20 protein-coding genes are annotated in these 23,194 nt (G+C 48.1%); 16 read left to right on the top strand and 4 right to left on the bottom strand.

Annotation, left to right across the window (positions count from 1 at the left end; genetic code table 11):
• Nucleotides 1-34: 34 nt before the first annotated feature.
• From glyQ to B5066_RS15715, 9 genes are all read left to right on the top strand, one after another.
• On the top strand, nucleotides 35-925 hold the full coding sequence (gene glyQ / locus B5066_RS15755; protein ID WP_079477053.1) for a glycine--tRNA ligase subunit alpha: 891 nt from the start codon (nucleotides 35-37) through the stop codon (nucleotides 923-925).
• The gene (glyS, locus tag B5066_RS15750; protein ID WP_079476845.1) at nucleotides 915-2,999 is read left to right on the top strand and encodes a glycine--tRNA ligase subunit beta; all 2,085 of its coding nucleotides are present in this window, start codon (nucleotides 915-917) and stop codon (nucleotides 2,997-2,999) included. Before glyQ ends, glyS begins: the two co-directional genes overlap by 11 nt.
• Before the next feature lie 44 nt (nucleotides 3,000-3,043).
• A complete protein-coding gene (gene ccpN / locus B5066_RS15745) occupies nucleotides 3,044-3,676 on the top strand; it encodes a transcriptional regulator CcpN (protein ID WP_079476844.1) in 633 nt (210 codons plus the stop codon).
• Nucleotides 3,677-3,691: 15 nt separating this feature from the next.
• Nucleotides 3,692-4,507 carry a pyruvate, water dikinase regulatory protein gene (locus B5066_RS15740; protein ID WP_079476843.1) on the top strand — a complete coding sequence of 272 codons (816 nt, stop codon included), beginning with the start codon at nucleotides 3,692-3,694 and terminating at the stop codon, nucleotides 4,505-4,507.
• Between the two features lie 12 nt (nucleotides 4,508-4,519).
• On the top strand, nucleotides 4,520-4,987 hold the full coding sequence (locus B5066_RS15735; RefSeq protein WP_079476842.1) for a DUF188 domain-containing protein: 468 nt from the start codon (nucleotides 4,520-4,522) through the stop codon (nucleotides 4,985-4,987).
• 24 nt (nucleotides 4,988-5,011) lie between these two features.
• On the top strand, nucleotides 5,012-6,835 hold the full coding sequence (dnaG, locus tag B5066_RS15730; protein WP_079476841.1) for a DNA primase: 1,824 nt from the start codon (nucleotides 5,012-5,014) through the stop codon (nucleotides 6,833-6,835).
• Nucleotides 6,836-7,057: 222 nt separating this feature from the next.
• The gene (gene rpoD, locus B5066_RS15725; protein ID WP_079476840.1) at nucleotides 7,058-8,173 is read left to right on the top strand and encodes an RNA polymerase sigma factor RpoD; all 1,116 of its coding nucleotides are present in this window, start codon (nucleotides 7,058-7,060) and stop codon (nucleotides 8,171-8,173) included.
• 84 nt (nucleotides 8,174-8,257) lie between these two features.
• The gene (locus B5066_RS15720; RefSeq protein ID WP_079476839.1) at nucleotides 8,258-8,977 is read left to right on the top strand and encodes a tRNA (adenine(22)-N(1))-methyltransferase; all 720 of its coding nucleotides are present in this window, start codon (nucleotides 8,258-8,260) and stop codon (nucleotides 8,975-8,977) included.
• Nucleotides 8,974-10,083 (top strand): Nif3-like dinuclear metal center hexameric protein, encoded by a 1,110-nt coding sequence (locus tag B5066_RS15715; RefSeq protein ID WP_079476838.1) that lies wholly within the window; start codon nucleotides 8,974-8,976, stop codon nucleotides 10,081-10,083. Before B5066_RS15720 ends, B5066_RS15715 begins: the two co-directional genes overlap by 4 nt.
• Nucleotides 10,084-10,119: 36 nt before the next feature.
• Here the strand turns inward: B5066_RS15715 and B5066_RS15710 are convergent, their stop codons facing one another.
• Nucleotides 10,120-11,064, bottom strand: coding sequence for a 4-hydroxy-3-methylbut-2-enyl diphosphate reductase (locus B5066_RS15710; RefSeq protein WP_079476837.1), 945 nt, complete (start codon nucleotides 11,062-11,064; stop codon nucleotides 10,120-10,122).
• Nucleotides 11,065-11,322: 258 nt separating this feature from the next.
• On the opposite strand from B5066_RS15710, the gene B5066_RS15705 reads away from it, so the two are divergent.
• Complete coding sequence (locus B5066_RS15705; RefSeq protein WP_079476836.1) at nucleotides 11,323-12,612, top strand: DEAD/DEAH box helicase; 1,290 nt, start codon at nucleotides 11,323-11,325, stop codon at nucleotides 12,610-12,612.
• Between the two features lie 11 nt (nucleotides 12,613-12,623).
• Nucleotides 12,624-13,526, top strand: a complete 903-nt coding sequence (locus tag B5066_RS15700; protein ID WP_079476835.1) for a deoxyribonuclease IV — start codon at nucleotides 12,624-12,626, stop codon at nucleotides 13,524-13,526.
• A 120-nt stretch (nucleotides 13,527-13,646) separates the two neighbouring features.
• On the opposite strand, the gene B5066_RS15695 is transcribed toward B5066_RS15700, so the two are convergent.
• Entirely contained in the window at nucleotides 13,647-15,755 is a 2,109-nt protein-coding gene (locus B5066_RS15695) for an RNA degradosome polyphosphate kinase (RefSeq protein WP_079476834.1), read from the bottom strand.
• A gap of 96 nt (nucleotides 15,756-15,851) precedes the next feature.
• On the bottom strand, nucleotides 15,852-17,429 hold the full coding sequence (gene ppx, locus B5066_RS15690; RefSeq protein WP_079476833.1) for an exopolyphosphatase: 1,578 nt from the start codon (nucleotides 17,427-17,429) through the stop codon (nucleotides 15,852-15,854).
• Nucleotides 17,430-17,621: 192 nt separating this feature from the next.
• Here ppx and B5066_RS15685 point away from each other — a divergent pair, with 192 nt between their 5' ends.
• From B5066_RS15685 to B5066_RS15670, 4 genes are read left to right on the top strand one after another with little or no spacing between them, the layout of a single operon-like run.
• Entirely contained in the window at nucleotides 17,622-18,398 is a 777-nt protein-coding gene (locus B5066_RS15685) for a metal ABC transporter ATP-binding protein (RefSeq protein WP_079476832.1), read from the top strand.
• Complete coding sequence (locus B5066_RS15680; RefSeq protein WP_079476831.1) at nucleotides 18,398-19,276, top strand: metal ABC transporter permease; 879 nt, start codon at nucleotides 18,398-18,400, stop codon at nucleotides 19,274-19,276. Before B5066_RS15685 ends, B5066_RS15680 begins: the two co-directional genes overlap by 1 nt.
• Nucleotides 19,277-19,324: 48 nt before the next feature.
• Nucleotides 19,325-20,185 carry a metal ABC transporter permease gene (locus B5066_RS15675; protein ID WP_079476830.1) on the top strand — a complete coding sequence of 287 codons (861 nt, stop codon included), beginning with the start codon at nucleotides 19,325-19,327 and terminating at the stop codon, nucleotides 20,183-20,185.
• A complete protein-coding gene (locus B5066_RS15670) occupies nucleotides 20,163-20,606 on the top strand; it encodes a Fur family transcriptional regulator (protein WP_079476829.1) in 444 nt (147 codons plus the stop codon). Before B5066_RS15675 ends, B5066_RS15670 begins: the two co-directional genes overlap by 23 nt.
• A 79-nt stretch (nucleotides 20,607-20,685) precedes the next feature.
• Here B5066_RS15670 and ispG read toward each other — a convergent pair whose 3' ends face one another.
• Nucleotides 20,686-21,813: a flavodoxin-dependent (E)-4-hydroxy-3-methylbut-2-enyl-diphosphate synthase gene (gene ispG / locus B5066_RS15665; RefSeq protein ID WP_079476828.1), complete on the bottom strand. Its 1,128-nt coding sequence runs from the start codon at nucleotides 21,811-21,813 to the stop codon at nucleotides 20,686-20,688.
• A 315-nt stretch (nucleotides 21,814-22,128) separates the two neighbouring features.
• Between ispG and B5066_RS15660 the strand changes: the two genes are divergently transcribed.
• On the top strand, nucleotides 22,129-23,028 hold the full coding sequence (locus B5066_RS15660) for a DUF1002 domain-containing protein (RefSeq protein ID WP_143745452.1): 900 nt from the start codon (nucleotides 22,129-22,131) through the stop codon (nucleotides 23,026-23,028).
• Nucleotides 23,029-23,194 lie beyond the last annotated feature (166 nt).

The raw sequence follows: 23,194 nt of genomic DNA, 5'->3' as shown, positions 1-23,194 counted from the left end.
TAATCCAGAAGCAGAAGGGGTGTTTAACATGGCAATGAACATACAGGAAATGATTTTAACATTGCAGAATTACTGGGCCAGTCAGAATTGTATTATAATGCAGGCCTATGACGTGGAAAAGGGAGCGGGGACGATGAACCCGATGACGTTTTTGCGCAGTATCGGGCCCGAACCGTGGAACGCAGCATACGTAGAGCCTTCGAGACGGCCAGGAGACGGCCGTTACGGAGAGAACCCAAACCGTTTGTATCAGCATCATCAGTTTCAGGTGGTCATGAAGCCTTCGCCGGACAATATTCAGGAGCTGTATTTAAAAAGCCTGGAAGCCATTGGCATTGACCCGCTTGCCCACGACATCCGTTTTGTGGAGGATAACTGGGAAGCTCCAACATTGAGTGCCTGGGGCCTTGGCTGGGAAGTGTGGATCGACGGCATGGAAATCACTCAGTTCACATATTTCCAGCACGTCGGCGGTATGGATGCTCACCCGGTGACAGCTGAGATTACGTATGGCATTGAACGGCTGGCGTCGTATATTCAGGACAAGGAAAATGTGTTTGACCTGGAATGGGTGCAGGGCGTTTCGTACGGGGATATGTTTTTGCAGGCAGAATACGAGCATTCGAAGTATTCGTTTGAAATTGCGGATAAAGAGCTGCTGTTGAATCAGTTCGCCGCCAATGAAAAAGAAGCAGAACGGGCGATTGATGAAAAGCTGGTGCTGCCGGCCTACGACCACGTATTAAAATGCTCGCATTTGTTTAATCTGCTCGATGCCCGCGGGGCGATTTCAGTGACGGAAAGAACTGGATATATTGCACGTGTGCGCAATCTGGCAAGAAAATGCGGGAAGGCATATTATGAAGAACGGGAAAAACTAGGATTTCCGCTACAGAAGCAGGAGGCGATGAATTATGGCAGCTAATCATTTTTTACTTGAAATTGGCGTGGAAGAAATGCCTGCCCGCTTTGTGGAAGGGGCAGTAAAGCAGCTGAAGGAAAAAACAGAAACCTGGCTGGAGGAACAGCGCTTAAGCTATAGTGCCGTTCATATGTTTTCCACGCCGAGACGGCTCGCGCTCCGCGTGGAAGATCTGGCTGATTATCAGGAGGATATGGTCGAGGAAGCCCGCGGCCCGGCCAAGAAAATTGCCCTCACAGATGAAGGGGAGTGGAGCAAGGCTGCTTTAGGATTTGCCAGAGGCCAGCAGGTCGATGCGGGGGATCTGTATTTTAAAGAGGTCAAAGGCACCGAATACGTTTTTGTGGAAAAAGAACATAAAGGACAATCAACTACAGAACTGCTGCAGGAAATGAAAACGATTATTACATCGCTTGCTTTTCCAAAAAATATGCGCTGGGGAAGCCATGAGCTCCGCTTTGTGCGTCCGATTCAATGGCTCGTTGCATTGTACGGTGAAGCAGTGATCCCGTTCACTATTACAGGCCATACAGCCGGAAATGTTTCTCACGGCCACCGGTTTTTGGGAAATGCGGTAACGATCCATAAACCGGAAACGTATGAGCAGCAGCTAAAAGAGGAGTATGTCATTGTAGACGCTGCTGAAAGGACAGAACTGATCCGCAGCCAAATCGAAGAGATCGAAGCGGAAAACAGCTGGCATATTCCGATCGATCAAGGGCTGCTTGCTGAAGTGAATCAGCTTGTGGAATATCCGACCGCGCTGCATGGCTCATTTGACGAATCATATTTGAATATTCCGCGGGAGGTGCTTGTAACCTCCATGAAAGAGCACCAACGGTATTTCCCGGTGGAAAATGATGAGGGCAGCCTTCTTTCATATTTCATTACAGTACGAAACGGTAACGCAGAACATCTTGACCAGGTTCGGAAAGGGAACGAAAAAGTGCTTCGTGCTCGCCTGGCGGATGCCCAGTTCTTCTATGATGAAGATCAGAAGCTATCACCGGATGAAGCGGTAGAAAAATTAAATCACGTTATTTATCAGGAAAATCTCGGTACAGTCGGTGAGAAGGTAATGCGGGTGGAAGCTGTCAGCACCCGGCTGGCAGAATATCTGCAGCTGGACAGCACAAAGGGGCAAAACATCAAACGCGCTGCCCACATTTCCAAATTCGACCTAGTTACGTTAATGGTGGATGAATTTACGGAACTCCAGGGTATTATGGGAAAAGAGTATGCCCTTCTGGCAGGAGAAAACACAGCAGTTGCCGAAGCTGTTGCAGAACATTACAAGCCCAAGGCTGCTGGCGATTCTCTGCCGGAAAACATTGAAGGCGCGGTCATTAGTGTAGTGGATAAAATGGATACTATCATTTCAAGCTTTGGGGTAGGGATGGTGCCCACCGGCTCCCAGGACCCTCACGGATTGAGAAGACAGGCAGCAAGTATTGTCCAGACAATCAACGGGCACCGCCTTCCGCTGACGATTCAACAGCTGATTGTCCTTGTAATGGATGAAATTAAAGAGCGTTCTCTTCTCCAGCGGGAGGAGGCGGATGTCTTGAAGGACCTCGAAGACTTCTTTGTTCAGCGTGTCCGCCAGAAGCTCCTTGATGAGGGGATCCGTCATGATATCGCGGATGCTGTGCTGCTTCATCTTGGCGAAAGAATTGATGTAGTGACAGAGAAAGCTGGATTTATTCAGTCACGTGCCGAAGAAGCAGACTTTAAAGAAACGGTGGAAGCCCTCAGCCGGGTGACCAATATCGCAAAAAATACAGACAGCGGCTCGGATATTCAAACAGAGCTGTTCCAGGCTGAAGAGGAAAGAGAGCTTTACGAAAAAAGCAAAACCTTGAATCAACAGCTCGATGACAGGCTCGACCAGGCTGACGTGGCCGGTGCTTATCAATCGCTTCAGGCAGTGACGCCAGCGATCAACGCCTACTTCGATCATGTCATGGTTATGGCTGAAGATGAACAGGTAAAGCAAAACAGACTGCAGCAGATGACACTGTTATCTAAAGAAATTGAACGGTTCGCCCGCTTTCGGAGTATTGTTTTTTCTTCATAAAACAGTGCCTCCGTGCGAAGCGCCGATGAAGGTGGGGAGTCATTATCGAATTAACAGAGCGTCAGGAAACCATCCTGCAGATTGTTAAAGACAACGGGCCAATCACCGGGGAGCATATCGCAGACAGACTCTCACTTACGAGAGCTACGCTGCGACCCGATCTGGCTATTCTCACAATGTCAGGGTTTTTAGAAGCAAGACCAAGAGTAGGGTATTATTACACCGGAAAAACGGATACGGAAGAACTGAATAATCAGCTGCACAAACTGACCGTTAAACATTATCAGTCGATTGCGGTGGTCGTTTCAGAATCGGATAGCGTGTACGATGCCATATGCACTATGTTCCTTGAAGATGTCGGTACCCTCTTTGTAGTGGATAAACAAAGCCACCTGGCCGGCGTCCTTTCAAGAAAAGACCTGCTGCGGGCTAGTCTTGGCCGCCAGGATACAGAAGCTATCCCGGTAAGTATTATAATGACAAGGATGCCCAATATCACAGTTTGTAAAAAAGAAGATCTGGTGGTTTACGCGGCCACCAAGCTGATTGAACGCCAGATTGACGCGCTTCCGGTCGTAAAAGATGCCGGCGGTGAAAAGTATGAAGTGGTCGGCAGGGTCACAAAAACGAATATAACCAAAGTATTGGTGGATCTGGCCAATAATCAATTATTTTAACCCGGGGAGGCAGACATGACCACAAAACAAGAGCGTCCAGTAGTGTACGTAGTGTCCGATTCGGTAGGAGAAACAGCTGAACTAGTAGTAAAAGCTGCTGCGAGTCAGTTTGGGGAAGACGGGATGGAGGTGCGCCGCATCCCGTACGTTGAAGATGAAGGCACGGTTGAAGAGGTCATCCAGCTCGCCAAGGAAGCCAAGGCGATGATTGCCTTTACGCTAGTAATTCCAGAAATCAATCAGTACCTTCGGGAACGTGCGGAGAAGGCTGGCGTAGATACTGTTGATATTATGGGGCCGGTGCTCGATAAAATGGTGACCCTCACGAACCAGCAGCCAAGATATGAACCTGGGCTCGTATATCGTTTGGATGAAGACTACTTCCGTAAGGTGGAGGCGATTGAGTTTGCGGTTAAATACGATGACGGCCGGGACCCGCGGGGCATCGTCCGGGCGGACATTGTGCTGATCGGCGTATCGCGAACTTCGAAAACGCCGCTTTCCCAGTATCTGGCCCATAAGCGCCTGAAGGTGGCGAATGTGCCGCTTGTACCGGAAGTGGACCCGCCGGAGGAATTGTTTAACATTCCAAGTGAGAAATGTATCGGCCTGCGGATCAGTGCTGATAAATTGAACCGTATTCGTTCAGAACGCCTGAAAGCCCTTGGACTGAGGCCGGAAGCAAATTATGCGAGCATGGAGCGTATCCAGGAAGAGCTTGACTACTCGGAAGAGCTGATGAACAAGATCGGCTGTACGGTCATTGATGTATCCAATAAAGCTGTGGAAGAGACAGCTAATATCATCTCCAATATGTTTCAGCAGCGCTAGGAGAGACTCAACATGACGAAAAAGGAACCCACAGTGTATGTGGACGCTGATGCATGCCCGCACAAAGAAACGATCGATACGTGGGGCGCAGATAAAAACATGGCAATCGTTTTTGTGGCGAGCAGTGCCCACGCATCAAATAAAATGTATGAAGCAGAGACCGTAATGGTAGAAAACGAACCCGAAGCAGCGGACATGTACATTTGGAATCATGTCTCTGCCGGCGACCTGGTTATTGCCGACGACCACGGCCTGGCAGCAATCGTCCTTGAGAAGGGAGCGTCAGTGCTCTCCTTCCGGGGGAAACGCTGGAAAAAAGGCGACGAAGAATGGCTGCTTGCCGGCCGGTATGCCGGCGTGTTGGCTAAACAGGGAAAGCAAAGAGTTAAAGGGCCTAAAGCAATATCGCCCGAAGAGCGCCAACGGTTTTTTGAAGGCCTGAAGGTTTTTGAAACAGGCGATAGTGCGTCCAAATGGTAATAGGCTCATCAGGGAGGAAGCAAATTGGCAGCGTTTATTCCAGAAGAAAAAGTTGCTGAGGTGCGGGAAAAGGTAGATATCGTAGAAGTTATCAATGATTACGTCCAGTTAAAGAAGCAGGGCAAACACTACCTTGGCCTGTGTCCTTTTCACGGGGAAAATACTCCGTCATTTTCCGTCTCGCCGGAACGGCAGTTGTATCATTGCTTTGGCTGCGGAGCGGGTGGCAACGCCATTTCTTTTTTGATGGAGCATGACGGCCTGACGTTTGTGGAAGCCATTCAGTCTCTCGCAGCTAAAACAAATGTGGATCTGCCTGAACTCGAAGATCAATATCCTGGCGAACGGGAACAGCATCAATCAAAAAAAGAAGCGCATCAAATGGCAGCCAAGTTTTATCATCACTTGCTGATGAATACAGAACAGGGAAAAGAAGCGTATGATTACTTAACAGCCCGGGGTATCAGTGAAGAGATTATTGAAGAATTTCAGCTCGGCTATGCGCCGGAGCGGAATGACATGCTTGTGCAGCTGCTTGAAAAAAGGGAATACGACCTTGAAGAAATGGAAGAGGCCGGCCTGATTCTCCGCCAGGAATCCACGTGGCAACGGTACGACCGCTTTCGAGGGCGGGTCATGTTTCCTATTCATAATCAGCGCGGGCAGGCTGTTGCCTTCGGAGGCCGTGCACTTGGGGAAGGAAAGCCGAAATACTTAAACAGCCCGGAAACGCCCATCTTTTTAAAACACGAAACGCTATATGCATTCCCCAAAGCGCGCCAGGCAATTCGCAAACAGGACGAAGCTGTCCTCTTTGAAGGCTACATGGACGTTATCGCCGCCTGGAAAGCTGGAGTGAAGAATGGAGTAGCGGGCCTTGGCACAGCTTTTTCCAAACGACAGGCCGAGCAGATCCGAAAAGCGACAGACAAGGCTGTAATTGCTTATGACGGTGATAATGCAGGTCGGGCAGCTGCCTGGAAAACCGGGGATACTCTTGTAAACCAGGGCGTTGACGTCCGGGTAGCGCTGTTTCCTGAACAGATGGATCCGGACGATTTTATCCAGGCCCGGGGCCCCGAAGCATTCAGAAAGCAGCTGGCGGAACGGGCTGTCCCTTTCATGTCCTTTAAGGTTCAGGAGCTTCGTGAAAATAAAAACCTTCAAAATGAAGGAGACCGGCTTGCCTATATCGAAGAAGTACTCCGGGAAACATCTGTAATCAGCAGTGCTGTGGAACGTGAATTTTACATGAAGCAGCTGGCAGAAGAATTTGATCTGTCGATGGATGCACTCCGGAAGGAAGAGCGCAAAGTCCAGAAAGAAGATCAGAAAGAAAAGGCTGCTAGGGCTCCGTCTGCTTCTGAAGCCGGTAAAAGATGGAGAAGCGGGGCGCTTCCGAAAAAGCAGGTATCGATGCGCTCAGCCTACGAAAATGCTGAACGGACGCTCCTTGCATTTATGCTTCAGAACCGGGAAATAGCTGAGGAGGTTAAGGAGCGCATTGGGGGAGAATTTAACATTGATGCCCATACAGCGCTTGCGGCTTATTTATATGCTTATTATGACGATGAGCATGAGCCGGACGTAAGTCGCTTTATGGAATACGTCGAAGAGCAGGAACTTATAAATCTTGTATCTGAGCTGGCGCATCTTGACATTCCAACAGAAATATCAGATAATGAAATGTCTGACTATGTTGAACAGATTAAAATTCGACCAAAACGGGAAGAATTACTGCAAAGGCAGAAACAGCTTAAAGACGCTGAAAGAAGTCGTGATTCAGAAGCAGCCCAAAAGCTGGGTGCGAGAATTATGGAATTGATGATGCAGCTGAAGAAAAACTAGCCTGAAGCAATTTGCTTGCGCTTTTCCTTTGTGGTTGATAAGATATGATCACGATAGTAGAAAAGCGTGCCAGTTTGATGTGCACGCTCTTTCTATGTGCCTGCCGTCCTTTCAACCAGCTAAGAAAATACCAGGAAAAGAAATCGTCGGCACAGACAATTGCGGGCATGTAAAGAGACAGGGTAGGATTCAAGGTGTGAAGCTTGGAAGGAGGGAGATCGAATGGCGGAAAAACCAAGCCGTCCGCTGGCGGAAGGTGAAATGTCGGTCGATCAGGTAAAAGAACAATTGCTCGAAACGGGCAAAAAACGTGGAACATTAACGTACGCAGAAATAACAGAAAAACTCTCCAGTTACGACCAGGATTCTGAGCAAATGGATGAGTTTTTTGAATACCTTGGTGAACAAGGCGTTGATATTATCAACGAGGGAGAAGAAGTTCCGAGCATGGAACAGGTAGAAAAAGAAGAATCTCTCGACTTGAATGATTTAAGCGTCCCTCCAGGCATTAAAATTAACGATCCAGTCCGCATGTATTTAAAAGAAATTGGCCGCGTGCCACTTCTTTCTGCGGAAGAAGAAATTAATCTTGCGACTAAAATCGAAGAAGGCGATGAAGAAGCAAAACGCCGTCTTGCAGAAGCCAACCTTCGTCTGGTGGTCTCTATCGCAAAACGTTATGTCGGGCGCGGCATGCTATTTCTCGACTTAATCCAGGAAGGCAACATGGGCCTGATTAAAGCGGTGGAGAAATTTGACCACAGCAAAGGGTTTAAATTCAGTACGTACGCTACGTGGTGGATCCGTCAGGCAATCACCCGTGCTATTGCCGACCAGGCGAGAACCATCCGTATTCCGGTGCACATGGTGGAAACGATCAATAAATTAATCCGCGTGCAGCGCCAGCTGCTGCAGGATCTCGGCCGGGAGCCGCTTCCGGAAGAAGTTGCCAAAGAAATGGACCTGACTCCGGATAAAGTCAGGGAAATTCTCAAAATTGCCCAGGAGCCGGTGTCGCTGGAAACTCCGATCGGTGAAGAAGATGATTCCCATCTTGGTGACTTTATTGAAGACCAGGAAGCAATGGCGCCTTCGGATGCAGCCGCCTATGAATTGCTGAAAGAGCAGCTTGAAGACGTGCTTGATACGCTTACGGACCGTGAAGAAAATGTTCTTCGTCTCCGGTTTGGTCTTGATGACGGGCGCACCCGTACGCTCGAAGAAGTGGGCAAAGTGTTTGGCGTAACAAGAGAACGTATTCGCCAGATCGAGGCCAAGGCGTTAAGAAAGCTTCGTCACCCTAGCCGCAGCAAGCGATTAAAAGATTTCATGGACTAATGAATTCATTATAGATACAAGGGGACGCATGCTTCCAATAAGCAGGTGTCCCTTTTTTATTTTACATAGAAGAGAGAGGAAAACATGAAGAAATCTGTATTGCCGGATAGACTGGCACTCATCGCTGAACAAATCGACCCGGGGGCGGTAGTCGCAGATATAGGCACGGATCACGGGCTTGTCCCGGTGGAGGCAGTGGCGCACCGCAAGGCGGAGCGTGCGGTGGCGGCAGATGTAAATGCGGGACCGCTCCAGGCTGCGTCGGACTACATTGCTTCCTGCGGACTGACTGATAAAATCGATATCCGCCTGGGCAGCGGTCTTGCTGTCTTAACTAAAAAAGACGCGGTTGATACGGTCGTTATCGCCGGAATGGGTGGCACACTGATCGCTGATATTTTAGAACAGGGGAAGATAAAGCTTCATTTTGTACAGAAGCTGGTTCTTCAGCCCAACGTTTCGGCGGTCCGCGTCCGCAAATGGCTGCTTGATAACGGCTGGAAGCTTACAGGCGAGCGAATCCTGAAGGAGGAGCGCCACGTATACGAAGTACTGACAGCTGTACCTGGAGAAGCAGAAGCGCCGTACCAAGAGTGCGGAGAACCGCTTGAAAAGCAGCTGCTGTTCGGGCCTTACCTGCTTGAAGAAAGAAACAATGCTTTTAAGGAGAAATGGATGAGGGAAAAAGATAACTGGCAGCAGATTTTGCACCAGTTGACAAACGCCGTTCCGACAGAAAAAATCACGGCAAAGAAACAAGAATTAAGCCAATACATTGCATGGGCTGAGGAGGTTATTGCATGAATACTGTACGTGACGTTATCCGGTTGTTTGAAGAGTGGGCGCCGCCATCGCTGGCTGTGGAAGGGGACCGGGTAGGACTGATGATCGGGGATTGGAACCAGCCGGTAACAAAAGTACTTACGACCCTTGATGTGACCGAAGAAGTAGTGGATGAAGCGGTCAAAAACGGAGCAGAGCTAATCATTGCCCACCACCCGCTCCTGTTCCGCCCGATAAAGTCGCTTGACGTGGCGAACGGGCAGGGACCGGTAATTGAAAAGTGTATTAAGCATGATTTAACTGTCTATGCCGCTCATACAAACCTGGACATAGCTCCGGGGGGAGTGAATGACATGATGGCAGAAGCACTCGGTTTAACGAATACAGAAGTGCTGGCCCCAACCGGTGAAGATCAGCTGTACAAGCTGGTGGCTTTTGTGCCGGAATCCCACGCTGAAGAAGTACGGCAGGCAGTGGGAGCCGCGGGCGCCGGTTATATCGGTGGATACAGCCATTGCACGTTTTCTGCCTCAGGGACCGGAACGTTTATCCCCGGAGACGGCACCGACCCCTTTCTGGGTGAGCAGGGAAAAATGGAATTTGCAGACGAAAAACGGATGGAAACGATTGTGCCGCACTCCCTCCGGAAAAAAGTGGAAGCCGCTTTAACTGCCGCTCATCCATATGAAGAGCCGGCATATGATCTGTACCCGCTTGCCCTCCCAGGAGAGCCTTACGGATTAGGCAGGGTTGGAGAACTCCCAGAGGAAATGACGCTTGACGCATTTGTGAAACAGGTGAAAAAGAGCTATGATGTGCCGTTTGTCCGGGTGGTGGATGGAAAAACCGACCGGATTAAACGCGTGGCACTGCTTGGAGGCGACGGCAACAAGTACTGGCAGCAGGCGCTTTCCAAGCAGGCAGATGTGTACATCACGGGCGATATTTATTTCCATACAGCCCAGGATGCAGCTATGGACGGTCTTACGATGATCGATCCCGGCCATCATGTGGAGAAAATCATGAAAAAGGGCGTTCAGAAGGAAATGCAAAGCCGCAGCCAGGGCCTGCTGCAGGTCGAATGGGTCGCTTCTGATCTGTCCACTGAGCCATTCCGGTTGGCGTAACAGAAAAATTCCTCCGCTTTTAACGGAGGAATTTTTTTATGATTTTGCTTTAACTTTTGGAAGAATTTTTGATTTATCGATCCGGGATTCGGTGTCCCACGTAGACGAATCATTAGGGTCGTACTGGTCGATAAACAAAATGACTTCCTTTGTGATTAGCGTCGGTGTGGAAGCGCCTGCTGTAACCCCGACAGAATTGACATTTTCAAGCCAGCTTAAATCCAGCTCGGCCAAGTTGCTGATCCGGTACGCAGTGGTTCCTGCAACCTGCTCCGAGACCTGGGCAAGCCGGTTGGAGTTGTTGCTTTTCGGATCGCCGACAACGAGCACAAGATCCACATCCTTTGCCTGCTCAGCTACCGCTTCCTGGCGTACCTGAGTGGCATTACAGATTTCGTTATGAACCTCTGCGTGCGGGTAAATTTCTCTCGCCCGGTCCATAATGTCGGAAACATCCCATTGACTCATCGTCGTCTGGTTGGTCATAATAATCCGTTCCGACTGGATATTTAAGCTCTCAAGATCATCGAGTGTTTCTACTAAATGTACGATGTCCGGAGCGACACCGACAGCGCCTTCCGGCTCCGGATGCCCCTTTTTGCCGACATAGATAAATTCATAGCCCTGGTCCCGTTTTTCCCGTATTAAGTCGTGCGTCACGGTAACGTCCGGGCAGGTAGCGTCAATAGTCGTCAGTCCTTTTTCTTCGGCGAGCTCGCGGACTTCCGGCGAAACGCCGTGAGCCGTAAAGACGACCGTGCCTTTGTCCACCTGGCGGAGTATTTCAAGCCGGTTGGGTCCGTCGAGAGAAATAACGCCTTCTTCTTCAAACGCGTCAGTCACGTGTTTATTGTGTACGATCATGCCTAAAATATAGATGGGACGTGGGAGCTCCTGGTTGCCGGCGGCTTTCTTCGCCATTACCATCGCATCAACAACGCCGTAGCAGTATCCCCGTGGTGAAATTTTCGTTACTTCCATAAAGGCCTCCTGTTTCATAATTTGAACCGTGAGGTCTTGCGTGTACGCGCTGACTTTACGTATGCAGTCATATAAAACGATTCTGGATTCATTATACTACCTAAGCGTCTGGTTGAAAAGAAAGGACAGCTGGCCAAATACCATTCCTTTAATATTTTGTGAACAGAAGCAGAGGAGAAGCTATGGTTTCTATTTTAACTATGATAAAATATGGAGATGCAAAAAATGCGTAAATGAAAAGAGAGTTAGGTGAATAGCGTGGAAAACCGCTTTAAACAATATAACATTCCAGCTTATGCCCTCAAGCTGCTGGATAAAAAACGAATTCAAAAACCAACGGATATTCAGGAACGGCTGATTCCGTCTGCCATTAATGGAAAAGATGTTATTGGCCAGTCACAGACGGGGTCTGGAAAGACACTAGCGTACCTGCTCCCGATTTTGAGCAGGATCGACACCTCCAAAGCGGAATTACAGGCAGTCATTACAGCGCCTACACGTGAGCTTGCCGGCCAGATCTTCGGGGTGCTGAAGGAACTTATAGATGAAGACGAAACTTCTTCGGTACGTGCCAAGCAGGTGTCCGGAGGCACGGAACGCTCAAGGGTAATGGAGCAGCTCCGTAACCCGCCTCACATTATTGTAGCAACACCGGGCCGGTTGAAAGATATGGTAGGAGAAAATGTTATCAATGTGCACACTGCCACCATGCTCGTCATTGATGAAGCCGACCAGATGCTTGACATGGGCTTTCTGGAAGAGATTGACCCGGTGGCCGGTAAAATGGCGGACAATCTGCAGATGATGGTATTTTCTGCTACGGTTCCGGAAAGCCTGCAGCCCTTTCTGCGCAAATATATGAATAATCCGAAGCATGTACACGTCAAGCCGGAGCATGCGACACCGAAGGAGATGACTCATTACGGCATCGCCCTTAGGCACCGCAGCCGGCTCGATGTGACGATGGAGCTTGTGGACCGGCTGCAGCCGTTTCTAGCCATTATATTTGCGAGCACGAAGGACGAAGCCGATGAACTGGCTGGAGAAATGTTTAAAAAGCAATACCCGGTAGAAGTGCTGCACGGCGGACTGCCTTCACGGCAGCGCAAGCAGGTCATGAAACGGATTCAAAATCTCGAAGTCCAGTACCTGGTAGCTACCGACCTTGCTGCCCGGGGCATGGATATTCCCGGAATTTCGCATATTATTAACTACAGTCTGCCGAAAGAGCTGGAATACTTTATCCACCGGACGGGTCGCGCTGGACGGGCGGGGCTGACAGGAGAATCGTATACTCTGATGGGGGAAGAAGACCGGAAAGCTGTGCTTTCCCTTCAGAAGCAGGGTATTCGTTTTACGTTTATGGACTTTCGTAAAGGCGCCTGGACTGAACTATCCAAGCCGCTGTTTGCGACCAAGCAGACGAAGCGAAAACCTGCTCCTGCGTCAGATGCCATGCCGGTAAAAAAACCGAAGAAAGTGAAGCCGGGGTATAAGAAAAAAGCAATGGCGGACCAAACAACATCCCGCCGCCGTAAACGAAAATAATAACCGAGGTGATGACTGTGCTTTTAGGCTCACATGTATCTATGAACGGAAAAAAAATGCTTCTTGGTTCGAGCGAAGAAGCGGCTTCGTACGGAGCGAAAGCGATGATGATCTACACAGGAGCGCCGCAGAACACCAGGCGCAAACCTATCGAAGAATTAAATATCGAAAACGGGCATGCGCATATGAAAGAAAATGGCATCCAGGAGGTTGTGGTTCACGCACCGTATATTATTAATATCGGCAACACCACCAAGCCGGAAACGTTTCAGTTGGGCGTCGATTTTTTGCGCAATGAAATCAGCAGAGCCGAATCACTCGGGGCAAAGCAGATCGTACTTCATCCGGGTGCGCATGTCGGAGCTGGCACAGAGGCGGGAATTAAAAAAATCATTGAAGGATTAAATGAAGTCATATATCCGGATCAGAAGGTTCAAATCGCGCTTGAAACAATGGCCGGAAAAGGGTCGGAATGCGGAAGAAGCTTTGAGGAGCTTTCAGAGATTATCAGCGGAGTAACCCACAATGATAAATTGAGCGTCTGCTTTGATACATGCCACACCCACGACGCGGGCTACGATATCACAGGAGACCTTGACGGCGTCCTGGAAGCGTTCGATCATTATGTCGGCCTGGACCGACTGAAGGTGCTTCATATTAACGACAGTAAAAACGAGCGCGGAGCAGGCAAAGACCGCCATGAAAATATCGGTTATGGGTATATTGGCTACAATACGCTGGCGGAAATTGTGCACCACGAGGCATTTGCATCTGTGCCGAAAATATTAGAAACACCTTATGTAGGCACAGATAAGAAAAACAAACAACCACCGTATAAGCATGAAATTGCTATGCTCAGACAAAAAGAATGGAAGGCGAACTGGCGGGATGAACTCATGCCAGCAGAGGTATAAATGCCTGGTACAGGGGTGTAAATTACATCTGGGTTTCTGAGGAATCAAAACGGAGCAAAGAGATAGGCCTCTCCCATAACAAGCACGCCCTGCGCATTCATGAATGTGCAGGGCGTGGTTTTATTCGTTATTCATGTCCAGAAACCTTGATGCCCACTCAAATAAGACGAGCTGGCTGTTAATGGAAGGCTCTCCAGAGGAAGGCTCGACGTAATAATAACGGCCGCTGCTGTCCTGCTCCCGTGCTTTGACATTATCCTGCAGAATCAGCTGTAAAATGGAGTTGAGCCGTTCCTTTAAAATAGCTTCATAAACTGGAAACATAATTTCGATCCGTTTTTCCATATTGCGTGTCATCCAGTCAGCCGAGGACAAGTAATAATAGTCGCTGCCGCTGTGGGCAAAATAAAAAATGCGGGTATGCTCGAGAAACCGGCCGACAATGCTTCGGACGGTGATATTTTCGCTTACTCCGGGGATACCCGGTTTTAGGCAGCAAATACCGCGCACGATAAGTTCGATGCGAACGCCGGCCCTGGAAGCTTCATACAGTTTAATGATGAGGTCCTTGTCTGTTAAAGAGTTCATCTTCGCGATAATTCGTCCGTTCCCATCCCGCTGGTGACATTCAATTTCCCGCTGGATCAATTGGAGCAGCTCATCACGGATCCCGTCCGGAGAAGTGCTGATCTCATTCCAGGAAGGCTGCTGGGAAAACCCGCTTAAGTGATTAAAAAAGTTAGTAGCATCCTCACCGAAGGACGGGCGGGTGGTAATCATGCCCATGTCGGTGTATACCTTGGCGGTGGAATCGTTATAATTCCCGGTGCCGAGGTGCACATACCGTTTAATGCCGGCCGCTGTTTTTTTAACGATCAGCACAATTTTACTGTGAGTTTTGAGCGACGTGATCCCATAAATGACATGGACCCCGGATTTTTCGAGGGTCTTCGCCCACTGGATGTTATTTTCTTCGTCAAAGCGTGCTTTCAGCTCTACAAGTACCGTGACCTGCTTACCCTGCTCTGCAGCTCTTGCCAGCGCAGCAATAATAGGAGAGTCCCCGCTGACACGGTAAAGAGTCTGTTTAATGGCAAGTACATCAGGGTCATCGGCAGATTTGGAAATAAAATCAATCACCGGCTGGAACGATTCGTATGGATGATGCAATAAAATATCCCGTTCGTCGGAAGCGTTGAACACGTCGGAGTCGGCAATTAAATCTTCAGGCGGCTGAGGGATAAGCGTTTCGTACGAAAGGTGCTCCCAGGCCTCTCCTAGTTCATCGCAGAGCGGAAACAGAAAGGTTAAATCGATCGGGCCCTTCAGCGTATATACATCGTCCGTATGAATCTCAAGAGCCTCGAGCAGAAAGGAAAGAATATATTCGTCCATCATGCCTTGCTGGCATTCGAGGCGAACGGCAGCGCCCCATTTGCGCTTTTTTAATTCCTTTTCAATTTCCCTGAGCAAATCGCGGGCGCCTTCTTCATGGATCGTTAAATCCGCGTTGCGGGTAATCCGGAACGGAGAAGCACTTACCACGGAAAACCCCCTGAAAAGCATGTGTATAAATTCGGCAAGCACCTGCTCAAGCAGTATATACTCCCGGCTGCCGTTGGCTGATGGAAGTGCGAGGAAGCGCGGGAGCACGCCGGGGACCTGTACGATGGCGATGCTTTCCTTTTCTCCGCTATCCTCTTTTTGCAGCCGTACAGCCAGGTTTAATGACTTGTTCAGCAGCATCGGAAACGGACGGTAGGCATCGACGGCCATTGGTGTCAGCACCGGCATAATATTGGACATGAAGTATTCCTGAATATATTCATACTGGCCGCTGTTTAATTCGAGCGTTGAAAGAAAACGGATATTTTCCGAGGCTAACAGCGGTACAGCTGTTTCTGTAAAAAAGTGATCCTGCAGTCGTACGAGCTCTGAATTTTTTTTAGTGATTTCGGAGAGCTGCTGCTTCGGCGTGAGCCCGGCTTTATTTTCAGGCTTATTAAATCCTGCTTTCACCTGGTCTTTTAAACCTGCGACCCGGACCATGAAAAACTCGTCCAGGTTGGAGCTGAAAATACCTAAAAACTTCAGGCGCTCAAGGAGCGGATTGGTTTCATCAAGCGCTTCTTCAAGCACCCGTTCATTAAAAGCAAGCCAGCTGATTTCGCGGTTGTTATAATATGCTGGATTATTGAGGTCAATATATGACTGTGTCGTTTCGGTCATAGTAGAATCCGCCTTTCTTTACACCCTGTTCACTTCTGGGCCAATTGTATCAATGAAATGTTAAGTGCATGTAAAGATCCACGAAAAAAGCATCGTTCAGCTTGAAAAAGCAGAAACGGGGGACTGTTCATGGAAATGAAGCACCACGTCCCGGCTGATCATTTTCTCCAGGTGTTTTTTGTACTTATCTGCTTTGGCTTCTTCAAAAGCAGAATGCATCCCCTCGCGGCAATAAATGTGGAAGTGGAGTTCTTTGCCTTCTTTGTCAATGCCGAGCCCTGAAACGATATTGCGGCGCGTGCGATTGAGCGAATAAGAGAACTTTAAGATGCTTCCGAGAAATTCGAGCCGTTTTAGGCTGTTTTTCTGAAGATAGGGACGAAACGGCTTTGCAAACTCTTTAAACATTGATTTTGATTTAAAGGATGATACAAGGGACATGGCTATGCGCTCTTCATGCATGATGCCATCGATGGAACGGTTGGTTAAAATGTAAAAAGTATGCTGGCTGCTCGCCTCAGAGCTGATGTACTCTCCGATATACAGCACCTGGGCGGCCCGGTTCAGCAGGCGATGATTATCTTCATGCAAATAGGATTTTGGAATATAAGGCTCGAGGCTATTGTACATAGAAGAAGCAATGTTACCGACTTCATCCACATAGTCTGGATTAATCTCAAATTCACGGTTCAGCTGGTAGAAGCTTTCTTCTATTACGTCCGGAAAATGAGGATATGTTTTGTCCCGAAGCAGCTCTTCAAACAGCAGACCGTCACGAAGACCCTTATTGCTGATTAAATAGGAGGGGGCATCGATATGATTGTAAAGCTGGGAAATGATCCGGACTGCCGGGATAATAACGTCCGCCCGGTCCTTGGAAAGACCCTCGATGTTTTCCCGTTCCGATAAGCTTGATTTTTCAAGAAGGTCCATGGTTTCAGCAATATCGCGACCGCTCATGGAATACTGATGCAAACCGGCCAGGGGATAGTTGATGGAAGCCTGGTGGACGAGCACCATGTTACGGGAACTGCCGCCGATACCGACAACCGGAAGATTTTCACCCTCCTTTTTTAACCAGGGCACCTTCTGGAACTGTTTTTCAATCCATTTATTCATTTGCTTTAAGTTACTTGAGGTAATTTTATCATCATTTGGAAGGAATTTCTGTTTTAAGGTGAGAGCGCCAAAAGGAAAGCTGTGAGTGCGTACAAGTTCCCTGTTTTTGAACATGGTCACTTCTGTACTTCCACCACCAATATCAATCGTAATACCTTCAGATAGACTGGTGGAATTCACGACTGCCAGATAGCCGTAAGAGGCTTCTTCCTCGCCGGAGAGCACGCGGATAGGAAAATCAATGCGTTCTTCAATGTATTGCAGAATTTCTTCACGGTTGGACGCACCACGTACAGCTGCGGTGGCCACGGCATGAATGGTTTGAACATCGTGAAAACGAAGAACTTCTTCAAACTGCTGCAGCGTATGCAGCAGAATATCTCTCCCTTCAGCAGTGAGCGCATCCTGATCATCAATATGGTTACTTAGGCGGGCGACGGTTTTTAAATTATGAAGTTCGCGGTAGCCCCGTTTTTCATCCACTTCATTAATTACAAGACGAATGGAATTGGAGCCAATATCGATAACGGCGACTTTTTCTTTCGCTTGAAACATATGCATCATTCCTTAGAATTGGATTTGATTTCGTTGCCTGCTTTTCTATTAACTATCATACAAAGAAAAACCATGAATTGTATATACGATTAAGCAAAGAAGATTTACAGAACCAAAAAGGTTTTGTATACTTTTCCTAGCAATAAATCGTAACCATTCTTAATTGTTTTTTGGAAAAAAGGAGGCTTCCTGATGGAAGATTCAACGAATACGCTGCTTGAAGTGAATCACCTGTCCTTTCGCTACGAGTCAGAACTCGTGCTCGATGACATCAATATGAATATAAACCACGGAGATTTTGTCGGCCTGGTTGGGCCGAACGGTTCAGGGAAATCCACGCTTGTACGGATTCTGTTAGGCCTGCATAAGCAATATAGAGGAGAAGTCCGCTGGTTTGGAACTCCGGCCCGCCATTTTCATCAATGGCCGAAGATTGGCTACGTATCGCAAAAAGCAAATCGTTTTAATGCCGGCTTCCCGGTAACTGTATATGAGGTCGTTGCGATGGGACTGTATGGTAAAAAAGGGCTGCTCCGGTTTTTGAACCGCAAAGACAAGCAGCGGATTCACGAAGCTCTCGAACAGGTGGATATGCTTGGCTATAAAAAGAAAAATATGGGCCGGCTTTCCGGAGGACAGCAGCAGCGGGTATTTATTGCGCGCGCGCTTGTAAGCGACCCTGAGGTGCTGATTCTGGACGAACCGACCGTGGGGGTGGATGCTGCCTCGGCTCAGTCATTCTATGAAAGACTGAGCTACTGGAACAGAGAGAAGGGCATTACTCTTATTCTTGTCACCCATGATGTAGGAGCGATGACCAAGTATGTAACAAAAGTGGCCTGCCTGAATCAGCAGCTTCATTTTCACGGAACGACGAGGGAGTTTGAAGAAAGTGATCTTGCCGGCACTTACGGGCACGATGTGCATATTATCCACCATGAGCATGATCACCACGCGGGAGGAGCCTAATGGTTTTTCTGGAATTTGATTTTCTAAGATATGCGCTGATCATCGGCCTTATGCTTGGAGTGGTTGCTCCGGCTGCCGGTGTCTTTGTGGTGGTAAGAAAGACACCGATGATTGCCGATGCCATGTCGCATACGGCATTAACCGGCATTGCCTTTCACCTTTGGCTTGCTTCTTTCTGGGTTTGGCTCAGCGAATGGAATCCTCTTTACACTGGCATTTTGTTTACTTTTATTGTCTCCTTCATCATTGAATACCTGCGCCGGCGGTTTAAAACATTTCAGGAGCTTTCAATACCAGTAGTAATGGCTTCGGCCATTGGGCTTGGAGTTGTTTTTATTTCTTTGGCAGACGGTTTTAACAACGATCTTTTTAACTTTTTATTTGGAAGTATTCTCACGGTGAACGTCACAGACACAATGGTAATTGGCATCATTTCCGCTGTGTCGCTGCTGCTGTTTCTGCTGTTTTACAAAGAATTATTGTTTTTGGCTTTTGATGAGGAGCAGGCTGATGCAAACGGAATTCCAGTTCAGAGAGTAAATTTATTATTTGCCGGCATCGTGGCTGTCGTAGTTGCTTCTTCCATATCTATTTTAGGAGTACTGCTTGTTTCTGCCTTAATTACACTGCCGGCCGCAGCAGCGCTCCGTGTCGCCTCCAACTTCAAAAGCATGTTCCTGTATGCCATAGTGTTTGGAGAAGCGGCTGTTCTGGCTGGATTTTTTGTTTCTTATTATTATGACCTCAGCTCCGGCGGTACAATAGCAGTCATTTCATTTGCAATATGGACAATTGTGGTGCTGGCAGAAAAAGTGGCTGGGCGAATACGGCAGAGACCGTGGGAAGCGGCCAAATGGACGGACAAAGCAAATCAATAGCACAAAAAAGTGCTCATTGTGTAAAATAAAGAATAGAGAGTGACGGCTATGTTTGATATTAATTTTGTGGAACGAAGCATTATAGCAGCGGTGTTAATTGGACTGACGGCACCTTTGATCGGTTCATTTTTAGTTGTGCGCCGCTCTTCGCTGATAGCAGATTCTCTCGCTCACGTCACCCTTACCGGAGTGACAGCCGGAGTGCTCGCCGGTAATCTTCAGGCTTTTTGGGAAATTAATCCTTTGTATACCGGTTTTTTATTTGCGTTTGCCGGGTCGCTGATTATCGAACGTGTACGTCATACCTACGGAGGATTTCAGGAGCTTGCCGCTCCGATTCTAATGGCAGCGGCGGTAGGGCTCAGTGCTCTGTTTATGTCCATATCTGCGGATGGGGTGACGGAGTGGTATGGCTACCTGTTTGGCAGTGTTGTTTCAGTGCAGATGGAAGACCTTTGGTTTATTGGGGTAATGACAGTTGTTGCTCTAGGGCTGCTTGCAGCGTTTGGAAGAGAGTTAATGTTTCTTTCCTTTGATGAAGAAATGGCGGCATCTGCTGGAATTCCGGTTAAAATATTCAATGTGCTGCTTGCTGTGCTGCTTGCAATTGTCATATCGGCATCCATGCAGGTTGTCGGCGTGCTGCTCGCAGGGGCTTTAATTACGCTTCCGGCAGCGGCTGCAATGCAGTGGGCCACTGGCTTTAAACGAATGCTTCTGATAGCTGTTATAATCGGGGAGATCTCTGTGGCAGCCGGGGCGGCCGGTTCCATCTTTTTTGGGGTTGCTTCCGGCGGCGGTACGGTGGTAACAGCTGCTTTTATACTTTTAGCCACTTTAATTCTTAGAGCATGGATTAACTGGAAAAGAAACAGGAGGCTTAAATATGAACGTCACCAAAGCGCTTAACATTATGAAAGAACAAGGGTTTAAATATACTGCGAAGCGCGAAGAACTGCTTCAGCTCTTTTCTGATGAAAAGCGCTACCTGACAGCGAAAGAGGTACTGCAGTCCCTGCAAAAAAATTACCCTGGAATGAGCGTGGATACTGTCTACCGAAACCTGGCCATATTTGAAGAAATGGATATTCTTGAAATGACCGAACTTGAAGGCGAAATGCATTTTCGTTTCTCCTGCTCAACGACGGCTCACCATCATCATCTTATCTGTCTTGAATGTGGAAAAACCAGAGAAATTGAAACGTGCCCGATGGACTGGCTGAATGAAAACGTCGACGGCGGTTTTGAAGTGACCGGTCATAAATTTGAGATTTACGGCCTGTGCGCTGAATGCAAACGAGCAAAACAAAGAGAAGCAGCACCGGCATAAACGCTGGACCTGCGATGATAACAATAAAAGCAAAAAAGAGGTCCACCCGCGACGGGTGGACCTCTTTTGCATGAGAAGCTTAGTTCGTCAGTTCCTTTTCTTTAGCTTCGCGTTCTTTTTCTGCCTCTTTAGCGTAGTGCTCTTCAGCAATTTTATCAACTTCAATTTTCAGTTCTTCCACCATGGTTTCTTCCGGAACCTTCCGGATGATTTCCCCGTGGCGGAAAAGAAGACCTTCGCCTTTTGCACCGGCAATACCGATATCAGCTTCTCTTGCCTCACCAGGGCCATTAACTGCGCAGCCGAGCACTGCTACTTTAATTGGGGCTTTAATTGTGGAGATATACTCTTCGACATCGTTAGCAATACTAATCAGGTCAATTTCGATACGTCCGCAGGTAGGGCAGGAAATAAGTGTAGCGGCGTTCGACGCGAGGCCGAACGTTTTTAGAAGTTCGCGGCCTACTTTTACTTCCTCCACCGGATCGGCACTGAGAGAAATACGCAGTGTACTTCCGATGCCTTTACTTAGAATAGCGCCAAGGCCGGCCGAACTTTTAACCGTACCGGCGAACTGGGTGCCTGATTCAGTGATGCCCAAATGAAGCGGATAGCTGAAGGCCTGAGCTGCTTTTTCATAAGCTTCAATAGCAAGGTGCACGTCCGAAGCTTTCATTGAAACAATGATATCGTAAAAGCCGAGCTCTTCGAGAATGGAAATGTGGTAGAGAGCACTTTCAACCATTCCGTCTGCAGTTGGATACCCGTATTTATCAAGAATTCGTTTTTCGAGGGAGCCAGCGTTCACACCGATACGGATCGGAATGCCTTTGGCTTTGGCTGCTTCAACAACCTCTTCTACTTTTTCCCGCTTGCCGATGTTGCCGGGATTGATCCGGATTTTATCGGCGCCGCCCTCAATGGCTTTTAAAGCCATATTATAGTCGAAGTGGATATCGACCACAAGCGGAATATTGATACGCTGTTTAATTTTCGGAATTGCTTCAGCATCCTTCATCTGCGGGCATGCGACACGGACAATCTGGCATCCGGCTTCTTCAAGACGGTGGATTTCTGCGACGGTCGCTTCCACATCGTGGGTTTTTGTTGTGGTCATGCTTTGTACTACTACTTCATTGCTGCCACCGATCGTCACATTACCTACTTTGACTGCTCGGGTTTCGCTGCGGTGGGTTATTTGGCTCATGTATCCATTCGCCCCTTTATATTGGTGAATTTATTTCGTGCTTCTTCTAGTGCAACAACAATAGTTGACAGTGGTCTATAACACAACGTAATTGTATCAGTGGGCGTGTGCTCTTGGCAAGCAGTTGCTTCTAACGCAGTGAAATGAAATGCACTGCGCCGGCATTTTGTAAAATGATGAGAAATTAACGAAAGCGTGCGGGTAGTGTAACTTTTTTGCAAAGCTTACGACTATAGATGCGACGAATATAAATATATTGGTCAAAAAAGCATATGATTTGGAAATGAAAGGGCATAAGAAGGAGAGCTGATTATAATGAAGTGGTGGCAACAGACATTAGCAGCCGGGGTAGTTACGTTAGGGGCTCTCGGGGTAAGCCAGCAGGTGTCAGCGGACGCAGCGGCAGGAGATGTAACAGTGACACTCGGCCAGGACCTTTCCTCGGAACAAAGAAGTTCTCTGCTCGAAGAGATGGAGGTAACCGAAGGGGAAGTCCCGGTGGTTGAAGTTACAAATGAAGAAGAGTATCAGTATCTTGGGGATTATTTAAGCAGTTCCGAAATTGGCTCGCGGGCGTTATCTTCTGCAAAGATTACTGCGGCTGAAGACGGTGAAGGCATTGATATTGAAACGAACAAAATAGATACTGTTACAGAAGGGATGTATGCCAACGCGCTTGCCACAGCAGGAGTGGAGGATGCAGAGGTTTATGTGACAGCGCCGTTTGAAGTATCGGGCACGGCCGCGCTGACAGGAATTTTAAAAGCTTACGAACAGCAGAACAATGTCAGCATATCTGAGGATCAAAAACAGGTGGCAAATGAAGAGATTGCCAAAACATCTGAGCTTGGCGAAGACATCGGCAAAGAAGAAGCAACAACACTGATCACAGAAATCAAGCAGGAGATTAATAACACTGAGATTAATAATACGGAAGACATCCGGATTATCGTACAGAATGTTTCCAGTGATATGAACATTGAGCTGAGCGAACAGCAGCAAGATGAGCTTGTTTCCTTATTCGACCGGATGCAGAACTTAAATATTGACTGGTCACAGATGGAAAGCCAGCTGAATAAGGCTACCGAAAATATTGACAGCTTTATGAACAGCGAGGACACGCAGAACTTCCTTTCACGCATTGTCGCTTTCCTCGAACAAATGCTTGATTCCGTCCAGGGATGGTTCAACAGCGATTCCGGGGAATCGGCATAATATTGGATAAAAAAGAAGAGGCCGCTAGGGTCTCTTTTTTTATGGAAAGAAGACGCTTTCAGCTGACAACTGGCAGACGGAAGAGTTACAATATATGTGAAACGATACAGGCTGCTTACGCGTATATATGATTATCAAGCGCTTATGAAACGAATAGAGTAGGCAA

It is taken from the genome of Marinococcus halophilus (assembly GCF_900166605.1).
GTDB classification, from domain to species: Bacteria; Bacillota; Bacilli; order Bacillales; family Marinococcaceae; genus Marinococcus; species Marinococcus halophilus.
This window is presented reverse-complemented; position numbering and strand designations above follow the sequence as displayed.